Raw genomic sequence first — 16980 nt, 5'->3', positions numbered from 1 at the left:
ACCACCCGCTGAAACCGTGACTTGAACACACCGCACTAGTTAAGAGGAGAGACCTATGAGCCGTATTATTTCCGGTGCCGCCGGAGGCGTTCGCCTTGCCTCGGTTCCGGGGGATAATACTCGCCCCACCACCGACCGGGTGAAGGAATCCCTCTTCTCCAAGCTGGAGAGCTACGACATTATTCGCGGCGCCCGCGTGCTGGATGCTTTCGGCGGATCGGGTGCGCTCGGCTGCGAGGCGCTCTCGCGCGGTGCCGCCTCCGTGACTCTGCTGGACACCTACCCGAAGGCTGTTGCGGTGATTCGCAAGAACGTTGCCGCGGTGGAGAAAGCGATGGGTCGCACCGGCTCTAGCTCTACGCGCGTGCAGCAGTCGCAGGCGCTGACCTACGTGAAGTCCGCCTCCGGCCCGTGGGACCTGGTGTTTGTTGACCCGCCCTACGCTATGCCGAACGAGCAGGTCAGCGAGCTGCTGGAGGCGCTGACCCCCAAGCTTGCCGAGGGTGCCGTGGTCGTGGTGGAGCGTTCTTCTCGCGATCCCGAGCCGGTGTGGGGCGAGGGCCTGTATTGTTTTTCGACCCGTCAGCACGGCGAGACGGTTCTCTACTATGTGGAGCCTGACGAGGCGGAGGAACAAGCGGGTGACGAGTCCGGCGCGAACCTTGAGCCCGGCGAGGATGTTGAAGAGCTCGCTGCCTAATCTCGCAGCCTAAGCTTGCGCTCGCACATCCCCCCCGCGAGCTCGACCCCTCTAACCCGCCCGCATCTAGTCATTCCAACCTCTGATATTTATTCGTGAAGGGACCGCCATGATTGCCCTCTGCCCCGGATCTTTTGACCCCGTGCACCACGGCCACCTGGAGATTATTGCCCGCGCCGCTCAGCTCTTTGACGAGGTGATTGTGGGCGTGGCGCACAATAGCTCCAAGAAGTACCGTTTCTCCCTGGAGGAGCGTGTGCAGCTGGTGCGTGAGTCCCTGCAGGAGCTCGGCATTGAGGGTGTGAGCGTGGAGCCGATTCCGCCGGGCGTGTTGCTTGCCGAGTACGCGGCGGAGCGTGGCGCGAAGGTGCTGGTGAAGGGTCTGCGTTCGGCGACGGACTACAGCTATGAGGCTCCGATGGCGAGCATGAACCGCCACCTGGCGCAGGTTGAGACGGTGTTCTTGGCGGGCGAGGACCGCTACGGTGCGGTGTCGTCCACGATTATTCGTGAGGTGGCGTCGCTGGGTGGTGACGTGACTCCCTTCGTGCCGGAGGCGGTCGCCCGCGCTCTGAAAAACGCCTAGTTAAGCCGGGTCTTGGGGCGTTAGAGAGCCTGCCCGCCCGGTGCACCCGCACCGCCGACAGGGAGCTTACCGCCCCTGTAGTAGCCCCGACCGGCTGTTAAGTGCCGCGCGGCGCCTCCTTAAGGGGATATTTAAGAGGTGAGCGCCACTTAAAGAGATTTAAACGGCGCTTAATCTTGATTAACGGTGCGAATGACCCCTAAAATGGGACTTTGGTTTATACATTTCGTAAGGAGAAACGCCATTTCACGTGCAGACGCATCGCCGCTGGTGGTATCGGTCACTAACCTGATTCACCGCCCCGGCACCATGGAAACTCTCACTGAGGTTCTGCCCGCACCGGCAGACCTGGGTAACACGCTTATCGGCGTGGAAGAGGGTTCGGATATTGACCTCGATATTCGTATGGAGTCTGTTGTTGATGGTATCCTAGTTACCGGCTCCGTCGTTGTGGATGTACACGGCGAGTGTAGCCTCTGCTTGGATCCGATTGATTACGAGATGTCGGCCAATATTCAAGAGCTTTTCGTCTTTGAGAAGGCCCCGGCTGGCGGCCCCGAAGATGAAGTAGATGAGCAGTACGCCGTTGAGGATGATTCAATCGACCTTGAACCGGCTCTGCGGGACGCAGTAATCCTTCAACTGCCGTTCCAGCCTGTTTGTAGGGACACCTGCCAGGGTCTGTGTGCCGATTGCGGTGCGCGCCTGGAGGATGACCCCGGGCATCATCACGAGGTGTTGGATCCGCGCTGGTCGGCCCTGCAGGGCCTGCTCGGTGCAGATACCGAAAACTAAATTGTTGTTACTAGAGATTGTGAGATAGCTGTGGCTGTTCCCAAGCGCAAGATGTCCCGCGCTAACACCCGCGCACGCCGTTCCCAGTGGAAGGCATCCGTGCCCCAGCTGGTTAAGACCGTTGAGAACGGTCGCGTGACCTACAGCCTGCCCCACCAGGCAAAGGTTGTAACCGACGCTGCAGGCAACGCCCTGTTCCTGGAGTACAAGGGCCGTAAGGTTGCAGACGCCTAAGAAGCGGTGAATCCTTATGTTTGAATTTCCTAGTGTTGATACTAGGGAGTTGCGTAAACGTCTCGGGGTCGATATCGACGCCGAGACGTTTTTGCTATCCCTAACCCACCGCTCCTACGCCTTCGAGAACCCCGGGGTGGAACATAACGAGCGCCTGGAGTTCCTGGGCGATTCGGTGCTGTCCCTGGCGATTGCTGAAGAAGTGTACCGACGCTACCCGGAGCTGCCCGAGGGTGAGCTCGTGAAGCTGCACCACGTGGTGGTGTCTACGGTGGCGTTGGCGAAGGTGGCGCGCGACCTGGATCTGGGCAGGTACATCCTGCTCGGTAAGGGCGAGATTCACACCGGCGGCGCCGATAAGGACTCGATTCTTGCCGACACCATGGAGGCGATTTTCGGTCTGACCTACCTGGAGTGCGGTCGCGAGGCGGCTCGTGACCTGGTGCTGCGCCTGATTGCGCCGCTGCTCGATGATGAGAAGGTCCTGAACTCTGGACGCGACTGGAAGACTGAGTTGCTGAACCTCGCCACCGCCCGCGGTTGGGGAGACGTGCGCTACGAGGTGACCGGCGAAGGCCCCGACCACGCGCGCGTGTACACTGCGGTCGCTATTGTGGCGAACCAGCAGGCCGGTACCGGTGTGGGTCCGAGCAAGAAGGAGGCGGAGCGCCTTGCCGCTGAGCAGGCGTACCGCGTTCTGGTTTAGGCTCATTCAAGTATCCTGCAGGCCTGTTAGCTCTGCGGGTTCTTGATTCTGCAGCCCCGCTGATTGGAGGGAACCATGCCCGAACTGCCCGAGGTGGAAACCGTTCGCGCAGGTCTAGCCGACCATTCGTTGGGTCGGCCCGTGCAGGCGGTGCGCGTGGTCGATGCCCGTTCGCTGCGCAGGCACCTGCCCGGTCCCGCCCACTTCGAGGCGGCACTCACCGGCAGGGTGCTGCGCGGTGCCTACCGTCGCGGCAAGTATCTGTGGCTGACCCTAAGCGAGCCGGACGGCACGCTTGCCGATGAGGCACTCGTGGTGCATCTGGGCATGAGCGGTCAGCTGCTCGTGCGCGATGAGCCGGGTGAAGCTTCGGAGAGCGATTCGGCCAGCGAAGCGGAGGCTCGCGCGGCGTTTGACGCGGAGCCGAGGCACCTGCGCGTGGCGCTGGAACTGGGACCTGTGGGAGCTGCCGGTAGCGCGGCGAGCACCAACCGGGCGAGCACCGGGCAGAAGCTCCTCTTCGTGGACCAGCGCATCTTCGGCGGCATGTTCCTCAGCCCGCTCGTGCCGGACGTACCCGCGGCGGCGGGTGAAGCATCGCTGGCTGAAGTACCCGAGTGTTTTCTGGTACCCGAGGCGGTCAAGCACATTGCCCGTGACCCGCTGGATGAGTTCTTCGACCCCGCGGCGGTGCGTCGTAAGTTCCTGCGCACCTCTAGCGGCATCAAGAAGGTGCTGCTGGACCAGTCGGTAATCTCCGGTGTGGGTAATATCTATGCCGACGAGGCGCTATGGCGTGCGCGGCTGCACTACGCGAAGCCCGCCCGCACCCTGAGCGCCGCGCAGACCCGCGAACTGCTGGAGGCGGTCACGGACGTGCTGCGCGAGTCCCTGGCGGCTGGCGGCACGAGCTTCGACGCCCTGTACGTGAACGTGCTGGGCGAATCGGGCTACTTTGAGCGCTCGCTGAACGCTTACGGGCGTGCCGGGGAGCCCTGCCACCGGTGCGCGGAGGCGGGTCGCACCTCCCTGATCGTGCGCGAACCGTTCCAGAACCGCTCCTCCTACCGCTGCCCGCACTGCCAGCGGGCGCCGCGTACTCGGTAGATAAAAGCGCACGCTAGATAAAGGCTCCATAAAGCATCACGCTAGATACGCAAATGACGGCGTAGCTACGTTCCTCCCATACGGGGGATGTAGCTACGCCGTCATTCGTTTGAACCTCAGCTGTATAAACCGGGGGTGGGGGGGGGAGTCAACCCGAAAGCCACCCCGATAAGAAGCAACTGGCGGCTGTACCTATCGCTTGTACCTGTCCCCGTAGAACAAGCCCAGACGCTCGTAGCCTTCCTCAATCGACACGGCGGGCTCCCACTGCAGAAGCTCGCGAGTGCGGCGCTGATCAAACCAGTGCGCGGTCGACAGCTGCTCGGCGAGGAACTCCGTCATCGGCGGCTCATCACCGGCGGTTACGTTCTTCGGCAGACGCTCCCAGACGCGCTCAATGACCTTACCCGCCAGAGCCGCAACCTTCGCCGGAACCGAGAAACGCGGGGCGGGAACGCCCACCGCCTCACAGAAACCACCCAGTAGTTCAGCGATAGTGCGCGGCTGACCGTTCGTCACCACCAGCGCCCGGCCCGCAAAAGCGTCGAGGCGCTGATAGCCGCGCACCACGGCATCCGCGGCGTTATCAATGTAGAGCGTGTCAATCAGGCCCGTACCGCCAGAGAGCAGCGGCAGACGGCCCGCGGCGGAACGCTCCAGAATACGCTCGACCAGCTGGGTATCGCCCGGACCCCACATCAGGTGAGGACGCAACGCACCCACGCGCAAAACCCCGCCACCGGGCAGGGCAGCGCCGTTCGCCTCCAGCGCCAAAAGCTCAGCGGCAGCCTTCGAACGCGCATAGTTACCGCGCGCATGCTCCGGGGACGCCACGCCGGCACCATCACCCACAATCGCCGCACCGGCATGAGCCACCGACGGCGAGGAAATGTACAGGAAAGAACCCACCGAATGGTTCAGCGCCGCCTGCAACAGGGTGCGGGTGCCCTTAATATTGATGCGCTCATAATCAGCCCACTCGCCGCTGACCGAAACCTTTGCCGCAGCATGCACCACGCCGTTCACGCCGGTCATCGCCAAATCAACAGCCTGCGCGTTCGTAATATCGCCGCGCACCTGCTCAAAACGCGGGCGAATCGAATCGGGCAACAGAGCCGCAATACCCGAATCGCCACGCTGAAAAACGCGCACATCATAGCCTGCACGCAGCAACGCCAGCACGCTCTCACGCCCCAGCAGGCCGCTCGCACCGGTAAAGAGGATGCGCTCGCCAATACGCGGCGCGAAATCGGGCTCCTCAATCGGGCGCAACGAACGCGGGGCGGGGTCGGTGTAGCGTGCCGCCAGCGGCTGCGCAGGCTTGCGGAACCGAGCCGTCGGCGAGCTCACCGCATGCGAGGTCGACAGACGGGACGCAGGCAGACGGGATGCGGGCTCGTGGGAAGAGGACTCACGCGAAGAATGAGTGGACATCATACTCCTTAGATTTAGAGGCCGGGCAGGCGCTTATGCCCCCGCAAGGACCTTCGACGCCCACTCACCCAGGGCGGGGCGGTCAATCTTCGAATTGTGGCGAATATCGGTCGGATGCTCGTGCACCACCAGCACCGCGGCAAGCTCCACGCCGGTATCCTCGGCAACCTTCTGACGCACCAGCTGGGACAGTTCGAAGGGAGCCACACCCTCGGCAACGGGGAAGCGGCCGGGCACGCGATCGAGCAGGGCGCGCTTGAACGCGGATGCGGACTGGCGCGCCTCCAAGGCGGCGGTGTTCGCGGAAGCCTCGATGACCAGCACCGGGGCGGCGGTACCGGCAGGGCCCACCGCGACCAGGGCGGCGCGGCGCACCTCGGGCAGCGACTCGGCGGACTGCTCAGCCGCCACCGGGGTCAGCACGCCCTGCGAGGTCAGCAGCACGTGGGCGAGGCGACCCTCAACCCATAGGCGACCCGAAGCGTCCAGGTGTCCAACGTCACCGGTATGATGCCAACCCGGAGTGCTAATAGACTGCTCCTCGGTGACCCACAGGGTGTCGTAGCGGTCCTTCACGTGGGGTGCCGACACCAGAATCTCACCGGTCACACCCGGCTCATGGGTCAGCTCATCCGCCACCGAACCGTCCTGCAGTAGCGGCGCAATGGCAACCGCCGCGCCGTACACCGCAAAGCCCACGCACACGCCGTCGCGGGCGAACGGGTCAAGCACCTCACCGGTAGCATTCGGGGTGCCCTCAGCGATCGCCTGGCAAATCATCTCGAAAGACACATCGGTCACCGGCAGACCCTCGGTCATGCCGTACGGGGTGTGCAGGGAGGCGTTCGGTACCAGGGCGGAGAGCGCCTCCAGCAGGGGCACGGGGATTGGGGCACCAGCGCTCAGAACCGTCTGAACCTTAGCCAGAGCTGCACGCTGCTCAGAGTTCAGCTCGTCGGCGGTCGCCACCACATTGACCAGGGCGGCGGGAGACGCAAACACGACCGAGGCATCGATGGCCGCCGCGGCCGAGGCCAGGGCAGATGCCGTCAGGGTCTTCGGGCGGGTCACATCCATGGTCGGGGTCACGCTGGTAGCACCCAGCGCCGGGCCCAACAGCGCAAACGGCGCGAAGCCGGCAACCAGGCCACTGCCGGGCGCAAAACCGTAAGTGTTCGCAATGGCATCACGCATACCCGCCAGCTGACGCTGCGTGTACACCACGCCCTTCGCCGGGCCGGTCGAACCGGAAGTGTACAGCACCGCCGCATCGGCATCCGGCACGGGGGAGGGGAACTCCACCACGGTCGGGGTAGGCACCGGCGCACCCGGAGTACCATCCGCGGCGGGCGCGGTAAACACCGAACCGGCAACGCCCAACAGCTTCTCCTGCACCGAACCCAGCGGCTCCACAGAAATACGCACGCCCGGCCACAGCAGGGTACGGGCGGCACTCAGAGCGGCGGGAATACCCACCAGGAAGCTCGGGTTAGCGCCCTTCAACGCGCGAGTCAGACCCGGCAGGCCCAGGCCAGTATCAGCCACCACAATGACCGCGCCCAGCTTCATGCAGGCGTAAATCAGGGTGGTCAGGCGGGCGCCCGGAGGCACCATCAGGTTCACGCGGTCACCCGGGCGCACGCCCAGGGCGTGCAGGCGGGTCGCGGCGGCGTTCACCTGCTGGTTCAGCTCAGCCCAGGTCAGGGTCACAGAGACGGAGGTGCCGTCACCCTTGGGGTCCATGTCCACCACGGCTACGGAGGTGTCGTTGGCGCGTTCGGTAAGGGCTGCGAGCATGGGGCGGAACGCCGCGGGAACGGTACCCTCAGCGGCGGTGCCCTCAGTGCCCTTAGCAGCGGCACTCTCGCCTGCAACCAGACCGTGGCGGCGCGCGCGGGCGGCACGATGCTCCGCCTCCGCATTACGCGCCGGAACCAGCACACCGTCCTCCAGCGTGCCGAAGGTCTGCGCAAGCCACGAAATCATCGGGGTGGCAATGTCGTAATCCTCAATGACCAGGTGCGACGCCTTCTCGTAGCGGTGCACCTTCGCCTGCGGCATACGCTCCATCAGGTCGAACAGGTAGCGGCGCTGGAACACCGGGTCCTTCGTGCCCCACTGGAAGAACGCGGGCACATCCAGGCCGCGAATCTGCTCGGCAATACGCTGCATCGGCGCATAGGAAGGAATATCGGTGCCGGTCGGAATATCGCCCACAAAATTACGCACACCCTCACGCCACGCCGAATGAGCGTACGGCGCGCGGTAGGTGCGGTAAATCGCCTCGTTGAGGGGGCTCGGGTACAGGCGCTTGGGCTGCTTGCCCACCGGCTGCGGCAGGGCACCATCAAGCGCCCCGGCACCGGCAGAACCCGGCGCGGGCAGGCGACCCTCATTCTGAGCCAGGCCCAGGGTCACGTCAATAAACGCGGTCGAATCGTGAGTACCCCACTCGTGCACGCCCAACGCCAGGCGCAGGGCGGCAGGGATATTCTCAATGCCGTCATGGTAGACCGCGGTGTTCGTCAGCATCACGCCCGAAAGAATCTCGCGGTGCTCCAGCGCCCAACCGAAGGACACCAACCCACCCCAGTCGTGGGCGAGGGTCACGAGCGGCTTGTCGGTCTCATCTAGGCCGAGCGCCTTCGTGAAGTCGCCCAGGTCAGCGATGCGGTCCTCCAGGCTGCGGCGCTCACCCTCCAAATCCAGGTGGGTGCGCTCCGAATAACCCATATCAATCTGATCAACCGCAACCACACGCCACGGGGCGCGCTCGTTCACGCCCGCATCCAGCACGGTACGCCACAGGTACGACCAGGTCGGGTTACCGTGCACGCACAGGATTGTGCCAATTGGCTCCAAACCCTGCTCGACCAGCACCGGAAGGTTATCCAGGTAGTGCCAGCGGCGCGCGCCAGCCTGCTGCGCCCGCTGCTCAATGGGGGCGGTGGTGGGCACCTCCAGAAGGTGGGAATAGCGCGGGTTCACGCCCGCCCATTCCTCCGGGTTATACGGCGGCTGGGTCTTAGGGAAGTTCAAATGGCGCATGCTGGGGGAATCCTTCCGGATCGAATCGGTGAATGTCTACCGCACAGAGGTTAAGGGCTGCCGGCTAACGGGGGTTAAGGGCTGCCGGCTAACGGGTTACCACTGAATCTCAAGCAGGGCAGTGTTCAGGCCAGAACCCACACCCATGCACAGAATACGGTCGCCCTCCTTGTAGGTCGGGGCGCACTCGGCGAGAGTCATCGGCAGAGCCGCCGCAGCCACATTGCCCCACTTCGGGAAGGTCATGGGGATGCGATTGCGCTCAATACCGACCGCCTCAATAATGGCGTTCGTGTGGGCATTAGAAATCTGGTGGGTCACGTAGGAAGTCATATCGTTCCACTCCCAGCCGTCCTGATGCGCCTGCTCCCACGCCTGCGCCACCAGCTCCAGGCCGTGCTTGAGCAGACCCTCAGCGTCAGTGTTCATACCCTGGTCAGCCTCGCCACCGATGCACAGGTTGCGGTGCTCGGTGCCCGCGCGGGATACCGAACCGACGATGCGGTGGCCCTCCGGGTGGCGGTCAGCGCGACCAATCACAGCCGCTGCCGCACCCGAACCGAGGGTCAGGGTCGCGAACTGAGCCAGCACGTCCTCGCGGGTCGAATCGGGGTTGTTCAGGATGCGCACCGCGGTACGGTGCCACGGGGAGGGATCCTCACCGGCGACGATGAGGGCGTAGCCGATAGCGCCCGCATCAATCATGGTGGAGGCGACGGTCATCGCGTTCACGAAGCCCAGGCAGGCGTTCGTAATATCGAAGTTCAGGGCGTGACGCGGCAGGTCCAGGCGGTCGTGCACACCAACAGACACGGCGGGCTCAAAGTTATCGCGAGTCACCGAAGCGTTAATCAGCAGACCAATCTGGGAGCGGTCAATACCCGCCTGCTCGATAGCCTTCTCAGCTGCGGCAACCACGCCGTCCTCGAAGGTCTGGCCCTCAGCCCAACCGCGGCGAGTGCTAATACCGGCAAGACGCTCCAGCAGGCCCTTCGGCATGCGCAGACGCTTATAGGTTTGGGCCAGCTGCTCATCGAAGTAGTCGCTCGTGACGACCTCCGGAGGCAGCTCATGGGTGATGGACAGCAGAGCTGCATTAGCGTGGCGAATGTCAGAGTTCGTGCCGACCTTATCGGCGGGTGCATTCAACAATGGTGTGGCCCTTGAAAATAGAAGTCAGTGGGATACATAGAAAAACCGCGGGGATGCGAATAGCGGCCCCGCAGAATTCGTGATGCTCATTCCAATCTACCGCACCGGTCGGATGAATCCGTATCTATGAACCCAATCTGGGCGCCCTCGTTCACCCGGCGCGTAAGCTACGCAAATATGTCGCGCGAAGAGGCCGTTATGTGGCCCTTGGAGACTTTACGGTTACTTCACGGTGTGCATCAAAATCATTGGGGTGACTTCACTGCGTGCATAAGATTCCCCGCGCTCGCCCTTTCCATCAACTCTTCCCGCAGCCCGCCCGCCGCACCGCGTACACTAGAGGGATGCCGCCACGCACCACAGAACGTGCCCGGCACACACCAGTTCTTCTGCAGAAAGGCCCCTTGTGCACCTGATGTCGCTGACCCTGCGCGGGTTCAAGTCTTTCGCCTCCGCCACCACTTTCGAGTTCACCCCCGGCATTAACGCGGTGGTCGGACCCAACGGCTCCGGCAAGTCCAATGTGCTGGATGCGCTCGCCTGGGTTATGGGTGAGCAGGGCGCGAAGAGCCTGCGCGGCGGCAGCATGAAGGACGTTATCTTCGCGGGCTCCGGCGAGGCGGGTTTGGGTGACGGCGCCCAGCGTGCGCCCCTGGGCCGAGCCAAAGTCACCCTGACTTTCGATAATTCTGACGGCACCCTCAGCATTCCTGCTGATCGGGTGCAGATTTCGCGCACCATGTTCCGCTCCGGCGGCAGCGAGTACGAGATTAACGGTTCCCCGGCACGCCTCGCGGATATTCAAGACCTGCTCTCGGAGGCGGGCCTGGGTCAGCAGATGCACGTGCTCGTCGGGCAGGGGCAGCTGGATGCGGTCCTGCACGCCACCGCGCAGCAGCGCCGCGACATGATCGAGCAGGCGGCGGGCGTGGTCAAGTACCGCCGCCGCCAGGAGAAGACCAGCCGCAAGCTGGAGTCTGTGGCATCGAACGTTACGCGCCTGAGCGACCTGGTTGCCGAGCTGGATTCGCAGCTGCAGCCGCTGAGCGAGCAGGCGGAATCCGCCGCGACCGCGCGCCAGCTGCAGGCGCGCATCCGCCAGCTGGAGGCGGTACTTTTGGCTCGTCAGCTGGGTGTTCTGCAGGCTGAGCAGGCGCAGGCGCTCGCCTCCGAGGCGGAGGGTACCCGTCGCGCCGAAACCCTGAAAGAACAGCTGGAGGCGGCACGTGCGGCATCCGCGAAGTATCAGCAGGAGCAGAACCGCCTGAACGTCGAGGTCACCGCCTGCCAGAAGGCTGTGTCGACCCTGCGTGAGTCCGCCGCGCGCGTGCGCACCGTGCAGTCCATCGCCGCCGAGCGCGTGCGCACCTACCGCGTGGAACTGACCGAGGCGACCGCCGCCGCCCGCGCCGGATACGAACGCGCCCTGGAACTGCTGGAGGAGCGCCGCGAAGAGGCGGAGCGCGCCGTGGAAAGCTACGCCAGCTTTGAGGAGCGCTACGATGCGGCGCTGAAGAACGTTGAGAAGGCGGCATCCGAGGTGGCGCAGACTGAGCGCGCCTCGGGTGAGGCGGCGCAGTCTCGTGCCCGCGCGCAGACTCAGCTGGATGCCGCCCGCGCCGCTGCGGTGGAGGCGACCCGCGCCTACGCGGCGGCGGCTGAGCGTGCCGCAACCCTGCGTGAGGCGCTGGGTCAGAGCCTGGGTGAGGCGCCCGCCGAGCCCGGCACTGAATCTGCCGAGGCGGTTTTTGACCCCGAGACCGGTGAGCTCATGGAGCCTTCGAGCGAAGCAGAGAGCACGAGCCTGCTGCGCGTGCTGGATGCCGTACAGATTGACCCCGAGTATGCCCGCGCGGCGTCTGCGGCGCTGACCTCGCTGGCGACCGCTGCGTTGAGCGCGCCGATTGAGGGTGCCGAGGTGTCGCAGCTGCGTGGTGAAAGTGACGAATCTGCCGCGGACCTGCCCGAAACCACCCTGCCCGAATCCTTCGCCACCGAACTGCGCGAGCTGGGCATCCGCCCCGCAACCGAAATCATTGAACCGCTCAGCGAGGAAGCCGCGGCGCTCGCCGGTATTGACGAGCACGCCCTGGCGCGCGTCACCGCGGCGCTGGGGGAGCGTCTGGCGGGCGTGCTGTTCGCGCCGGATGCCGCCTCCGCAGAGGCTGCCCTGCGCCTGCTCGCAGAGAATAACATCGCAGGTCAGCGCACTATGTGGCGTATTTTTGACCCCGCAGGCACCGAGCACACCCGCTACAGCCTGCTCTACCCGGCTGAGGGCGCCAGCCCCCTGGAACTTGCCGCCGCATACCGCGCCGCCTCCCAGGTCGTGACCCGCACCCGCGCCGAACTGGACGAAGCCGAGCAGGCCGTTCAGCAGGCTCAGACCGCGGCAGAATCGGCGGTCGAAGCAGAACGCGAGGCAGCGAAGGCGGCGGGCATGGCGAGCGCCGAGCATGCCCGCGCCCGCGCCCAGGCGGAGTCCCTGGAAGCCTCCGCGCAGAACATTCAGAACGAGCGCGCCCGCCTGAACGAGCGCCTCACCGCCGCAGAGGAATCCGTAGCCGAAGCGCGCACCGCCTACGAGTCGGCGCGCACCCGCGAGGATTCCTACCTGGCGGGCACGGGGGAGCAGGCACCGGCGGCGACCATTGAGCGCCGCGCCCAGCGCCTGGGTGAAGTGCTCGCCGAGCAGGTGAGCGAGCGTGAGCAGCAGCTGCACGAGCTGAGCGGCGCCCTGAAGAACGCCCAGGAGGGCCTGACCAGCACAAATGATGAGGTGCAGGATTTGCAGGCGGCGCACGCGGCGGCGCTGACCCTGCTGGCGCGCACCCAAACGGAGGCGGCGCGCGTGCAGGAGCGTGTGCAGGCGCTGGCTGAGCGTGCCCGCCTGGTGACAGGTTTGACCCTGGAGCAGCTGGAGGAGGAGTACTCCGAGCAGCTGCCGGTTGACGTGCCCGCAGATGAGGCTTCCGAAAATGCTGCCTCCGAAAACGACGCTCCCGAAAATGCTGCTGCCGAAACGGCATCAGAGACTACCGAAGCTTCCACCGAGAGCGTGCGCGCTCGCCTCAAGGCAACCCGCGCCGAATTGGAGGCGCTGGGCGCCATTAACCCGCTGGCGCTGGAGGAGTACGAGGCGCTGTCCGAACGCCACGCCTACCTGAACCAGCAGATTGAGGATTTGAAGGCGACCCGCCGCGACTTGAATACGGTCATGGACGAGGTCAGCAGCCACATTGCGGAGGTGTTCACCGCCGCGATGGAGGACATCAACACCCACTACCGCCGCATCTTTGAAACCCTGTTCCCGGGAGGCGAGGGCCACCTGGAGCTGGACGACCCCTCCGATCCGCTGAATTCGGGCGTGGAGATTCACGCACGCCCGGCGGGTAAGAAGGTTAAGCGCCTGTCGCTGCTGTCTGGCGGTGAGCGTTCGCTTGCTTCGCTGGCGCTGTTGATTGCGATTTATATGTCTCGCCCGTCGCCGTTCTACGCCCTCGATGAGGTTGAGGCGGCGCTGGATGACCGCAATCTGTCGCGCCTGCTGCAGGTGATTGGTGAGTTGGGGGAGCGTTCGCAGCTGATTGTGGTGACGCATCAGAAGCGCACGATGCAGATTGCGGAGACCCTGTACGGGGTGTCGATGCGCGGTGGCGTGTCGACGGTTCTTTCGCAACAGATGGAGGAGCTACGCGAGCTGCTGTAGCTCGCCGCACACCCATCCCGGCGAACGTCACATGTCCTAGGAATGGTCATGTGCACCCCGGGGTACAGGTCATCGCCTGCGCCCGGGTACTATAGGGGGATATGTGCGAACACCGCCCACCTATTCGCGGTTGGCGTGGTGTTTCGTTGTGATCAGGCCTGATGCCCCGCCCTACCCGCGGTGCGCATCCGGCGGCAACCATCCAGGGAAGGAATAGTGATGAGCGAGAACCTGGCAGATGCTTTCCTCAACGGCGAGTCGTTGAAGAATGCCCCCGGCCCCTATTTTGGTGAGTACGGCGGGCGGTGGATGCCCGAGTCACTGATTGCCGCCATGGATGAGCTGGAGGCAACCTTTAACGAGGCGAAGAACGACCCCGAGTTCATTGCTGAGTTCCAGCGTCTTTCTGCTGAGTATTCGAACCGTCCGTCGTTGCTGACTGAGGTTCCGAAGTTCTCTGAGCATGCTGGTGCGCGTGTGTTCCTCAAGCGTGAGGACCTGAACCACACGGGTAGCCACAAGATTAATAACGTGATTGGTCAGGCTCTGCTGGCTAAGCGTATGGGTAAGACCCGTCTGATTGCTGAGACCGGTGCGGGTCAGCACGGTGTTGCAACTGCGACCGCGGCTGCGCTCTTCGGCATGGAGTGCGTGGTTTACATGGGTGAGGAAGACACTGAGCGTCAGTCGCTGAACGTGGCTCGTATGCAGCTGCTGGGCGCGAAGGTGATTGCGGTTCAGAACGGTTCCCGCACCCTCAAGGACGCGATTAATGAGGCGCTGCGCGACTGGGTTGCGAACGTTGAGAACACCCACTACCTGCTGGGTACCGCTGCGGGTGCGCACCCGTTCCCGGCGATGGTGCGTTTCTTCCACGACGCTATCGGTGAGGAGGCGCGCGAGCAGATTCTTGCTGAGACCGGCCGCCTGCCCGATGGTATTGCTGCCTGCGTGGGTGGTGGTTCGAACGCGATTGGTCTGTTCCACGCGTTCTTGGACGATTCGTCGGTTGAGATTTACGGTTTTGAGGCTGGCGGCGACGGCGTGGAGACCGGCCGTCACGCGGCGACCATCACCCTGGGCCGCCCGGGCATGCTGCACGGCGCGATGACCTACCTGATGCAGGATGAAGACGGCCAGACCATTGAGTCCCACTCGATTTCTGCTGGTCTGGATTACCCTGGCGTGGGTCCTGAGCACTCCTACCTGTCCGATATTGGTCGCGTGACCTACGAGCCGGTGACTGATACCGAGGCGATGGACGCTCTGCGTCTGCTCTGCCGCACCGAGGGTATTATTCCGGCGATTGAGTCCTCGCACGCTCTGGCGGGCGCGTTGCGCGTGTGCCAGCGTTGGGCTGCTGAGGATCCGGAGGCGGCACGCGAGAAGACCATGATTGTCTGCCTGTCCGGTCGTGGCGATAAGGACATGGAGACCGCGCTGAAGTGGTTCGGTCTGGGTAAGGCGATTCCGTCCTCGACCCTGATGACCGGTAATAAGGAAGCTGCCGCATCCGCTGCACAGAACGCACAGGCTGAAAGTGAGGCTAAGTAATGAGCTACCAGGACGCTATTTCTCAGTCGGCACCTTTTACGGTGCTGGATGGTTCTTTCCCCGCTCCGAATGAGCAGTCGCCTCTGGCGGCTCGTCTGGCTGAGTGTGAGAAGCAGGGCCGTGCGGCGCTGATTGGCTACCTGCCGGTGGGCTTCCCGACCCTGGATGAGTCGATTGACGCGGCGATTGCTCTGGGCAATAACGGCGCGGACATTATTGAGCTGGGTGTGCCTTATTCTGATCCGGTCATGGATGGCCCGGTGATTCAGAAGGCGACCGGCGTGGCGTTGGAGAACGGTTTCAAGCTTCCTCAGCTGTTTGAGGCGGTCCGCCGCATTACCGAGGCGACCGACGCAGTGGTTGTTGTGATGACGTACTGGAACCCGGTTCTGGCGTACGGTGTGAAGAATTTTGCGCGTGATTTGGCGGCTGCCGGTGGCGCGGGCATGATTACCCCGGACCTGGTGCCTGATGAGGCGTCGGCGTGGTTTGAGGCTTCTGACGAGTACGGTCTGGATCGTATTTTCTTGGCTGCTCTGTCTTCTTCGCCGGAGCGTCTGGCGACTATTGCGAAGGCGTCGAGCGGCTTCGTGTACGCCGTGTCGGTGATGGGCGTGACCGGTGCCCGCACCTCCGTGTCGGAGGCGGCACGCACCCTGGTTGCGGACATTAAGGCTGCCGGCGCATCTCGTGCGTGCGTGGGTCTGGGCGTTTCGACTCGTGCTCACGTTGAGGAGATCGGCGAGTACGCGGACGGCGTGATTGTCGGTACCGCGCTGGTGAAGGCTTTGGCTTCTGGCGGTGTTGAGGCGGTGGCTAAGCTGACCCGTGAGCTGGCGGGGCGTGAGGCTTAATGTCCGGTGTTCTGTCGCTGGCGAGCGTGCCGGTAGCTAACGTGCTGGCTTCGATTCCGCTAGCTTCGATTCCCTCTCCGAGCGTTTCGTATCTGCAGCTGGGCCCGTTCCGTGTGCATTTCTATGCCCTGTGTATTTTGGCGGGTATGGCGGTGTGCCTGTGGCTGGGTGCCCGCCGCTGGAAGGCGATGGGCGGCACGGGCGAACGCGTCTTTGACGTGGCGATGTGGGCCATCCCGGCCGGCATTGTGGGGGCCCGCGCCTACCACGTGCTGATTACTGACCCGGGTAGCTATTTCGGTCCGAATGTTGCTGATCCGTGGGCTTTCCTGAAGATTTGGGAGGGCGGCATCGGCATCATGGGTGCTGTGTCGGTCGGCGCGCTGGGAGCCTGGTACGGTTGCCGCCGCTACGGCATGAATTTCGCGGCGTTCGCGGATGCGGTAGCGCCGGGTATTCTGCTGGCGCAGGCGTTTGGCCGCTGGGGTAACTGGTTCAACCAGGAGCTGTTCGGCAAGCCGACGACTCTGCCGTGGGGCCTGGAGATTAGCACTTCGAGTGGTAATTTCCCCTCGCAGTATCCGGCGGGTACGCTGTTCCACCCGACGTTCCTGTACGAGTCACTGTGGAACCTGCTGGGCGTGGCGCTGCTGCTGTGGCTGGGCAAGAAGGGCGTACTGAAGCTGGGTCAGACCCTGTGGCTGTACGTGTTCTACTACGGCGTGGGTCGCCTCTTCATTGAGATGTTCCTGCGCATCGATACCTCAGAGATGCTCTGGGGCGTTCGTATTCACGTGTGGACGGCTCTGCTGCTGGTTCTGCTGGGTGCTGCTGGTTTTGTGGTGGCTGGTCGTCGCGCTGCGGCGAAGGCTGCAGCGGGTATTGAGCCGGCTCCTGCGGAGTTCGCTCCGAAGCCTGCCGCAGATGAGGCTGCAGAGGACGCTGAGGAGAAGGCATCCGAGAAGGCTGAATCTTCTGAAGACTCTGATTCTTCCGAAGCTGAGTCTTCAACTAAGAGCTCCTAGCTCAACCTCAATTTGATAGAAAAATTTCATAGAAAACCGCCGGATGGGGGAGCGCCCCGTCCGGCGGTTTTTATGC

At 63.8% G+C, this 16980-nt stretch carries 13 protein-coding genes; 10 read left to right on the top strand and 3 right to left on the bottom strand.

All coding sequences use genetic code 11. The annotated features are described in order from the left end of the window. The first annotated feature begins 55 nt into the window (after positions 1-55). The 6 genes from rsmD to mutM all read left to right on the top strand — a co-directional run bounded on the left by rsmD (position 56) and on the right by mutM (position 4128). Complete coding sequence (gene rsmD, locus HMPREF2682_RS02750; RefSeq protein WP_070831193.1) at positions 56-700, top strand: 16S rRNA (guanine(966)-N(2))-methyltransferase RsmD; 645 nt, start codon at positions 56-58, stop codon at positions 698-700. A gap of 109 nt (positions 701-809) precedes the next feature. Continuing rightward, a complete protein-coding gene (gene coaD / locus HMPREF2682_RS02745) occupies positions 810-1286 on the top strand; it encodes a pantetheine-phosphate adenylyltransferase (protein WP_060824643.1) in 477 nt (158 codons plus the stop codon). Between the two features lie 186 nt (positions 1287-1472). Continuing rightward, positions 1473-2081, top strand: a complete 609-nt coding sequence (locus HMPREF2682_RS02740; protein ID WP_012903341.1) for a YceD family protein — start codon at positions 1473-1475, stop codon at positions 2079-2081. A 30-nt stretch (positions 2082-2111) separates the two neighbouring features. Further along, positions 2112-2315, top strand: coding sequence for a 50S ribosomal protein L32 (gene rpmF, locus HMPREF2682_RS02735; RefSeq protein WP_005505656.1), 204 nt, complete (start codon positions 2112-2114; stop codon positions 2313-2315). Positions 2316-2331: 16 nt separating this feature from the next. Further along, on the top strand, positions 2332-3021 hold the full coding sequence (gene rnc / locus HMPREF2682_RS02730) for a ribonuclease III (protein WP_005505658.1): 690 nt from the start codon (positions 2332-2334) through the stop codon (positions 3019-3021). 75 nt (positions 3022-3096) lie between these two features. Further along, the gene (gene mutM, locus HMPREF2682_RS02725) at positions 3097-4128 is read left to right on the top strand and encodes a bifunctional DNA-formamidopyrimidine glycosylase/DNA-(apurinic or apyrimidinic site) lyase (RefSeq protein WP_070831189.1); all 1032 of its coding nucleotides are present in this window, start codon (positions 3097-3099) and stop codon (positions 4126-4128) included. A 192-nt stretch (positions 4129-4320) separates the two neighbouring features. Here mutM and HMPREF2682_RS02720 read toward each other — a convergent pair whose 3' ends face one another. From HMPREF2682_RS02720 to HMPREF2682_RS02710, 3 genes are all read right to left on the bottom strand, one after another. Continuing rightward, positions 4321-5562 carry an NAD-dependent epimerase/dehydratase family protein gene (locus tag HMPREF2682_RS02720; RefSeq protein ID WP_070831186.1) on the bottom strand — a complete coding sequence of 414 codons (1242 nt, stop codon included), beginning with the start codon at positions 5560-5562 and terminating at the stop codon, positions 4321-4323. Positions 5563-5595: 33 nt separating this feature from the next. Then, positions 5596-8610, bottom strand: a complete 3015-nt coding sequence (locus tag HMPREF2682_RS02715) for an alpha/beta fold hydrolase (protein ID WP_070831184.1) — start codon at positions 8608-8610, stop codon at positions 5596-5598. A 96-nt stretch (positions 8611-8706) separates the two neighbouring features. After that, the gene (locus HMPREF2682_RS02710; RefSeq protein ID WP_070831181.1) at positions 8707-9762 is read right to left on the bottom strand and encodes a 3-oxoacyl-ACP synthase III; all 1056 of its coding nucleotides are present in this window, start codon (positions 9760-9762) and stop codon (positions 8707-8709) included. A 415-nt stretch (positions 9763-10177) separates the two neighbouring features. Here HMPREF2682_RS02710 and HMPREF2682_RS02705 point away from each other — a divergent pair, with 415 nt between their 5' ends. From HMPREF2682_RS02705 to lgt, 4 genes are all read left to right on the top strand, one after another. Beyond that, positions 10178-13471 carry a chromosome segregation SMC family protein gene (locus tag HMPREF2682_RS02705; protein ID WP_246827272.1) on the top strand — a complete coding sequence of 1098 codons (3294 nt, stop codon included), beginning with the start codon at positions 10178-10180 and terminating at the stop codon, positions 13469-13471. 219 nt (positions 13472-13690) lie between these two features. Then, on the top strand, positions 13691-15025 hold the full coding sequence (gene trpB / locus HMPREF2682_RS02700) for a tryptophan synthase subunit beta (RefSeq protein ID WP_049345652.1): 1335 nt from the start codon (positions 13691-13693) through the stop codon (positions 15023-15025). After that, positions 15025-15879 (top strand): tryptophan synthase subunit alpha, encoded by an 855-nt coding sequence (trpA, locus tag HMPREF2682_RS02695; protein WP_070831174.1) that lies wholly within the window; start codon positions 15025-15027, stop codon positions 15877-15879. The genes trpB and trpA overlap by 1 nt, the downstream gene beginning before the upstream one ends. Next, positions 15879-16904: a prolipoprotein diacylglyceryl transferase gene (lgt, locus tag HMPREF2682_RS02690; protein WP_070831171.1), complete on the top strand. Its 1026-nt coding sequence runs from the start codon at positions 15879-15881 to the stop codon at positions 16902-16904. The genes trpA and lgt overlap by 1 nt, the downstream gene beginning before the upstream one ends. Positions 16905-16980 lie beyond the last annotated feature (76 nt).

The sequence above is a fragment of the Rothia sp. HMSC061D12 genome (genome assembly GCF_001836735.1).
Classification (GTDB): domain Bacteria; phylum Actinomycetota; class Actinomycetes; order Actinomycetales; family Micrococcaceae; genus Rothia.
The sequence above is the reverse complement of the archived record's forward strand: the minus strand, read 5'-3'. Positions and strand labels throughout refer to the sequence as shown.

Bases quoted from the DNA above. Each gene is read 5' to 3' on its own strand.
- rsmD (WP_070831193.1), top strand. From the start codon at position 56: ATGAGCCGTATTATTTCCGGTGCCGCCGGAGGCGTTCGCCTTGCCTCG.
- coaD (WP_060824643.1), top strand. From the start codon at position 810: ATGATTGCCCTCTGCCCCGGATCTTTTGACCCCGTGCACCACGGCCAC.
- rnc (WP_005505658.1), top strand. From the start codon at position 2,332: ATGTTTGAATTTCCTAGTGTTGATACTAGGGAGTTGCGTAAACGTCTC.
- mutM (WP_070831189.1), top strand. From the start codon at position 3,097: ATGCCCGAACTGCCCGAGGTGGAAACCGTTCGCGCAGGTCTAGCCGAC.
- HMPREF2682_RS02720 (WP_070831186.1), bottom strand. From the start codon at position 5,562: ATGTCCACTCATTCTTCGCGTGAGTCCTCTTCCCACGAGCCCGCATCC.
- HMPREF2682_RS02715 (WP_070831184.1), bottom strand. From the start codon at position 8,610: ATGCGCCATTTGAACTTCCCTAAGACCCAGCCGCCGTATAACCCGGAG.
- HMPREF2682_RS02705 (WP_246827272.1), top strand. From the start codon at position 10,178: ATGTCGCTGACCCTGCGCGGGTTCAAGTCTTTCGCCTCCGCCACCACT.
- trpB (WP_049345652.1), top strand. From the start codon at position 13,691: ATGAGCGAGAACCTGGCAGATGCTTTCCTCAACGGCGAGTCGTTGAAG.
- trpA (WP_070831174.1), top strand. From the start codon at position 15,025: ATGAGCTACCAGGACGCTATTTCTCAGTCGGCACCTTTTACGGTGCTG.
- lgt (WP_070831171.1), top strand. From the start codon at position 15,879: ATGTCCGGTGTTCTGTCGCTGGCGAGCGTGCCGGTAGCTAACGTGCTG.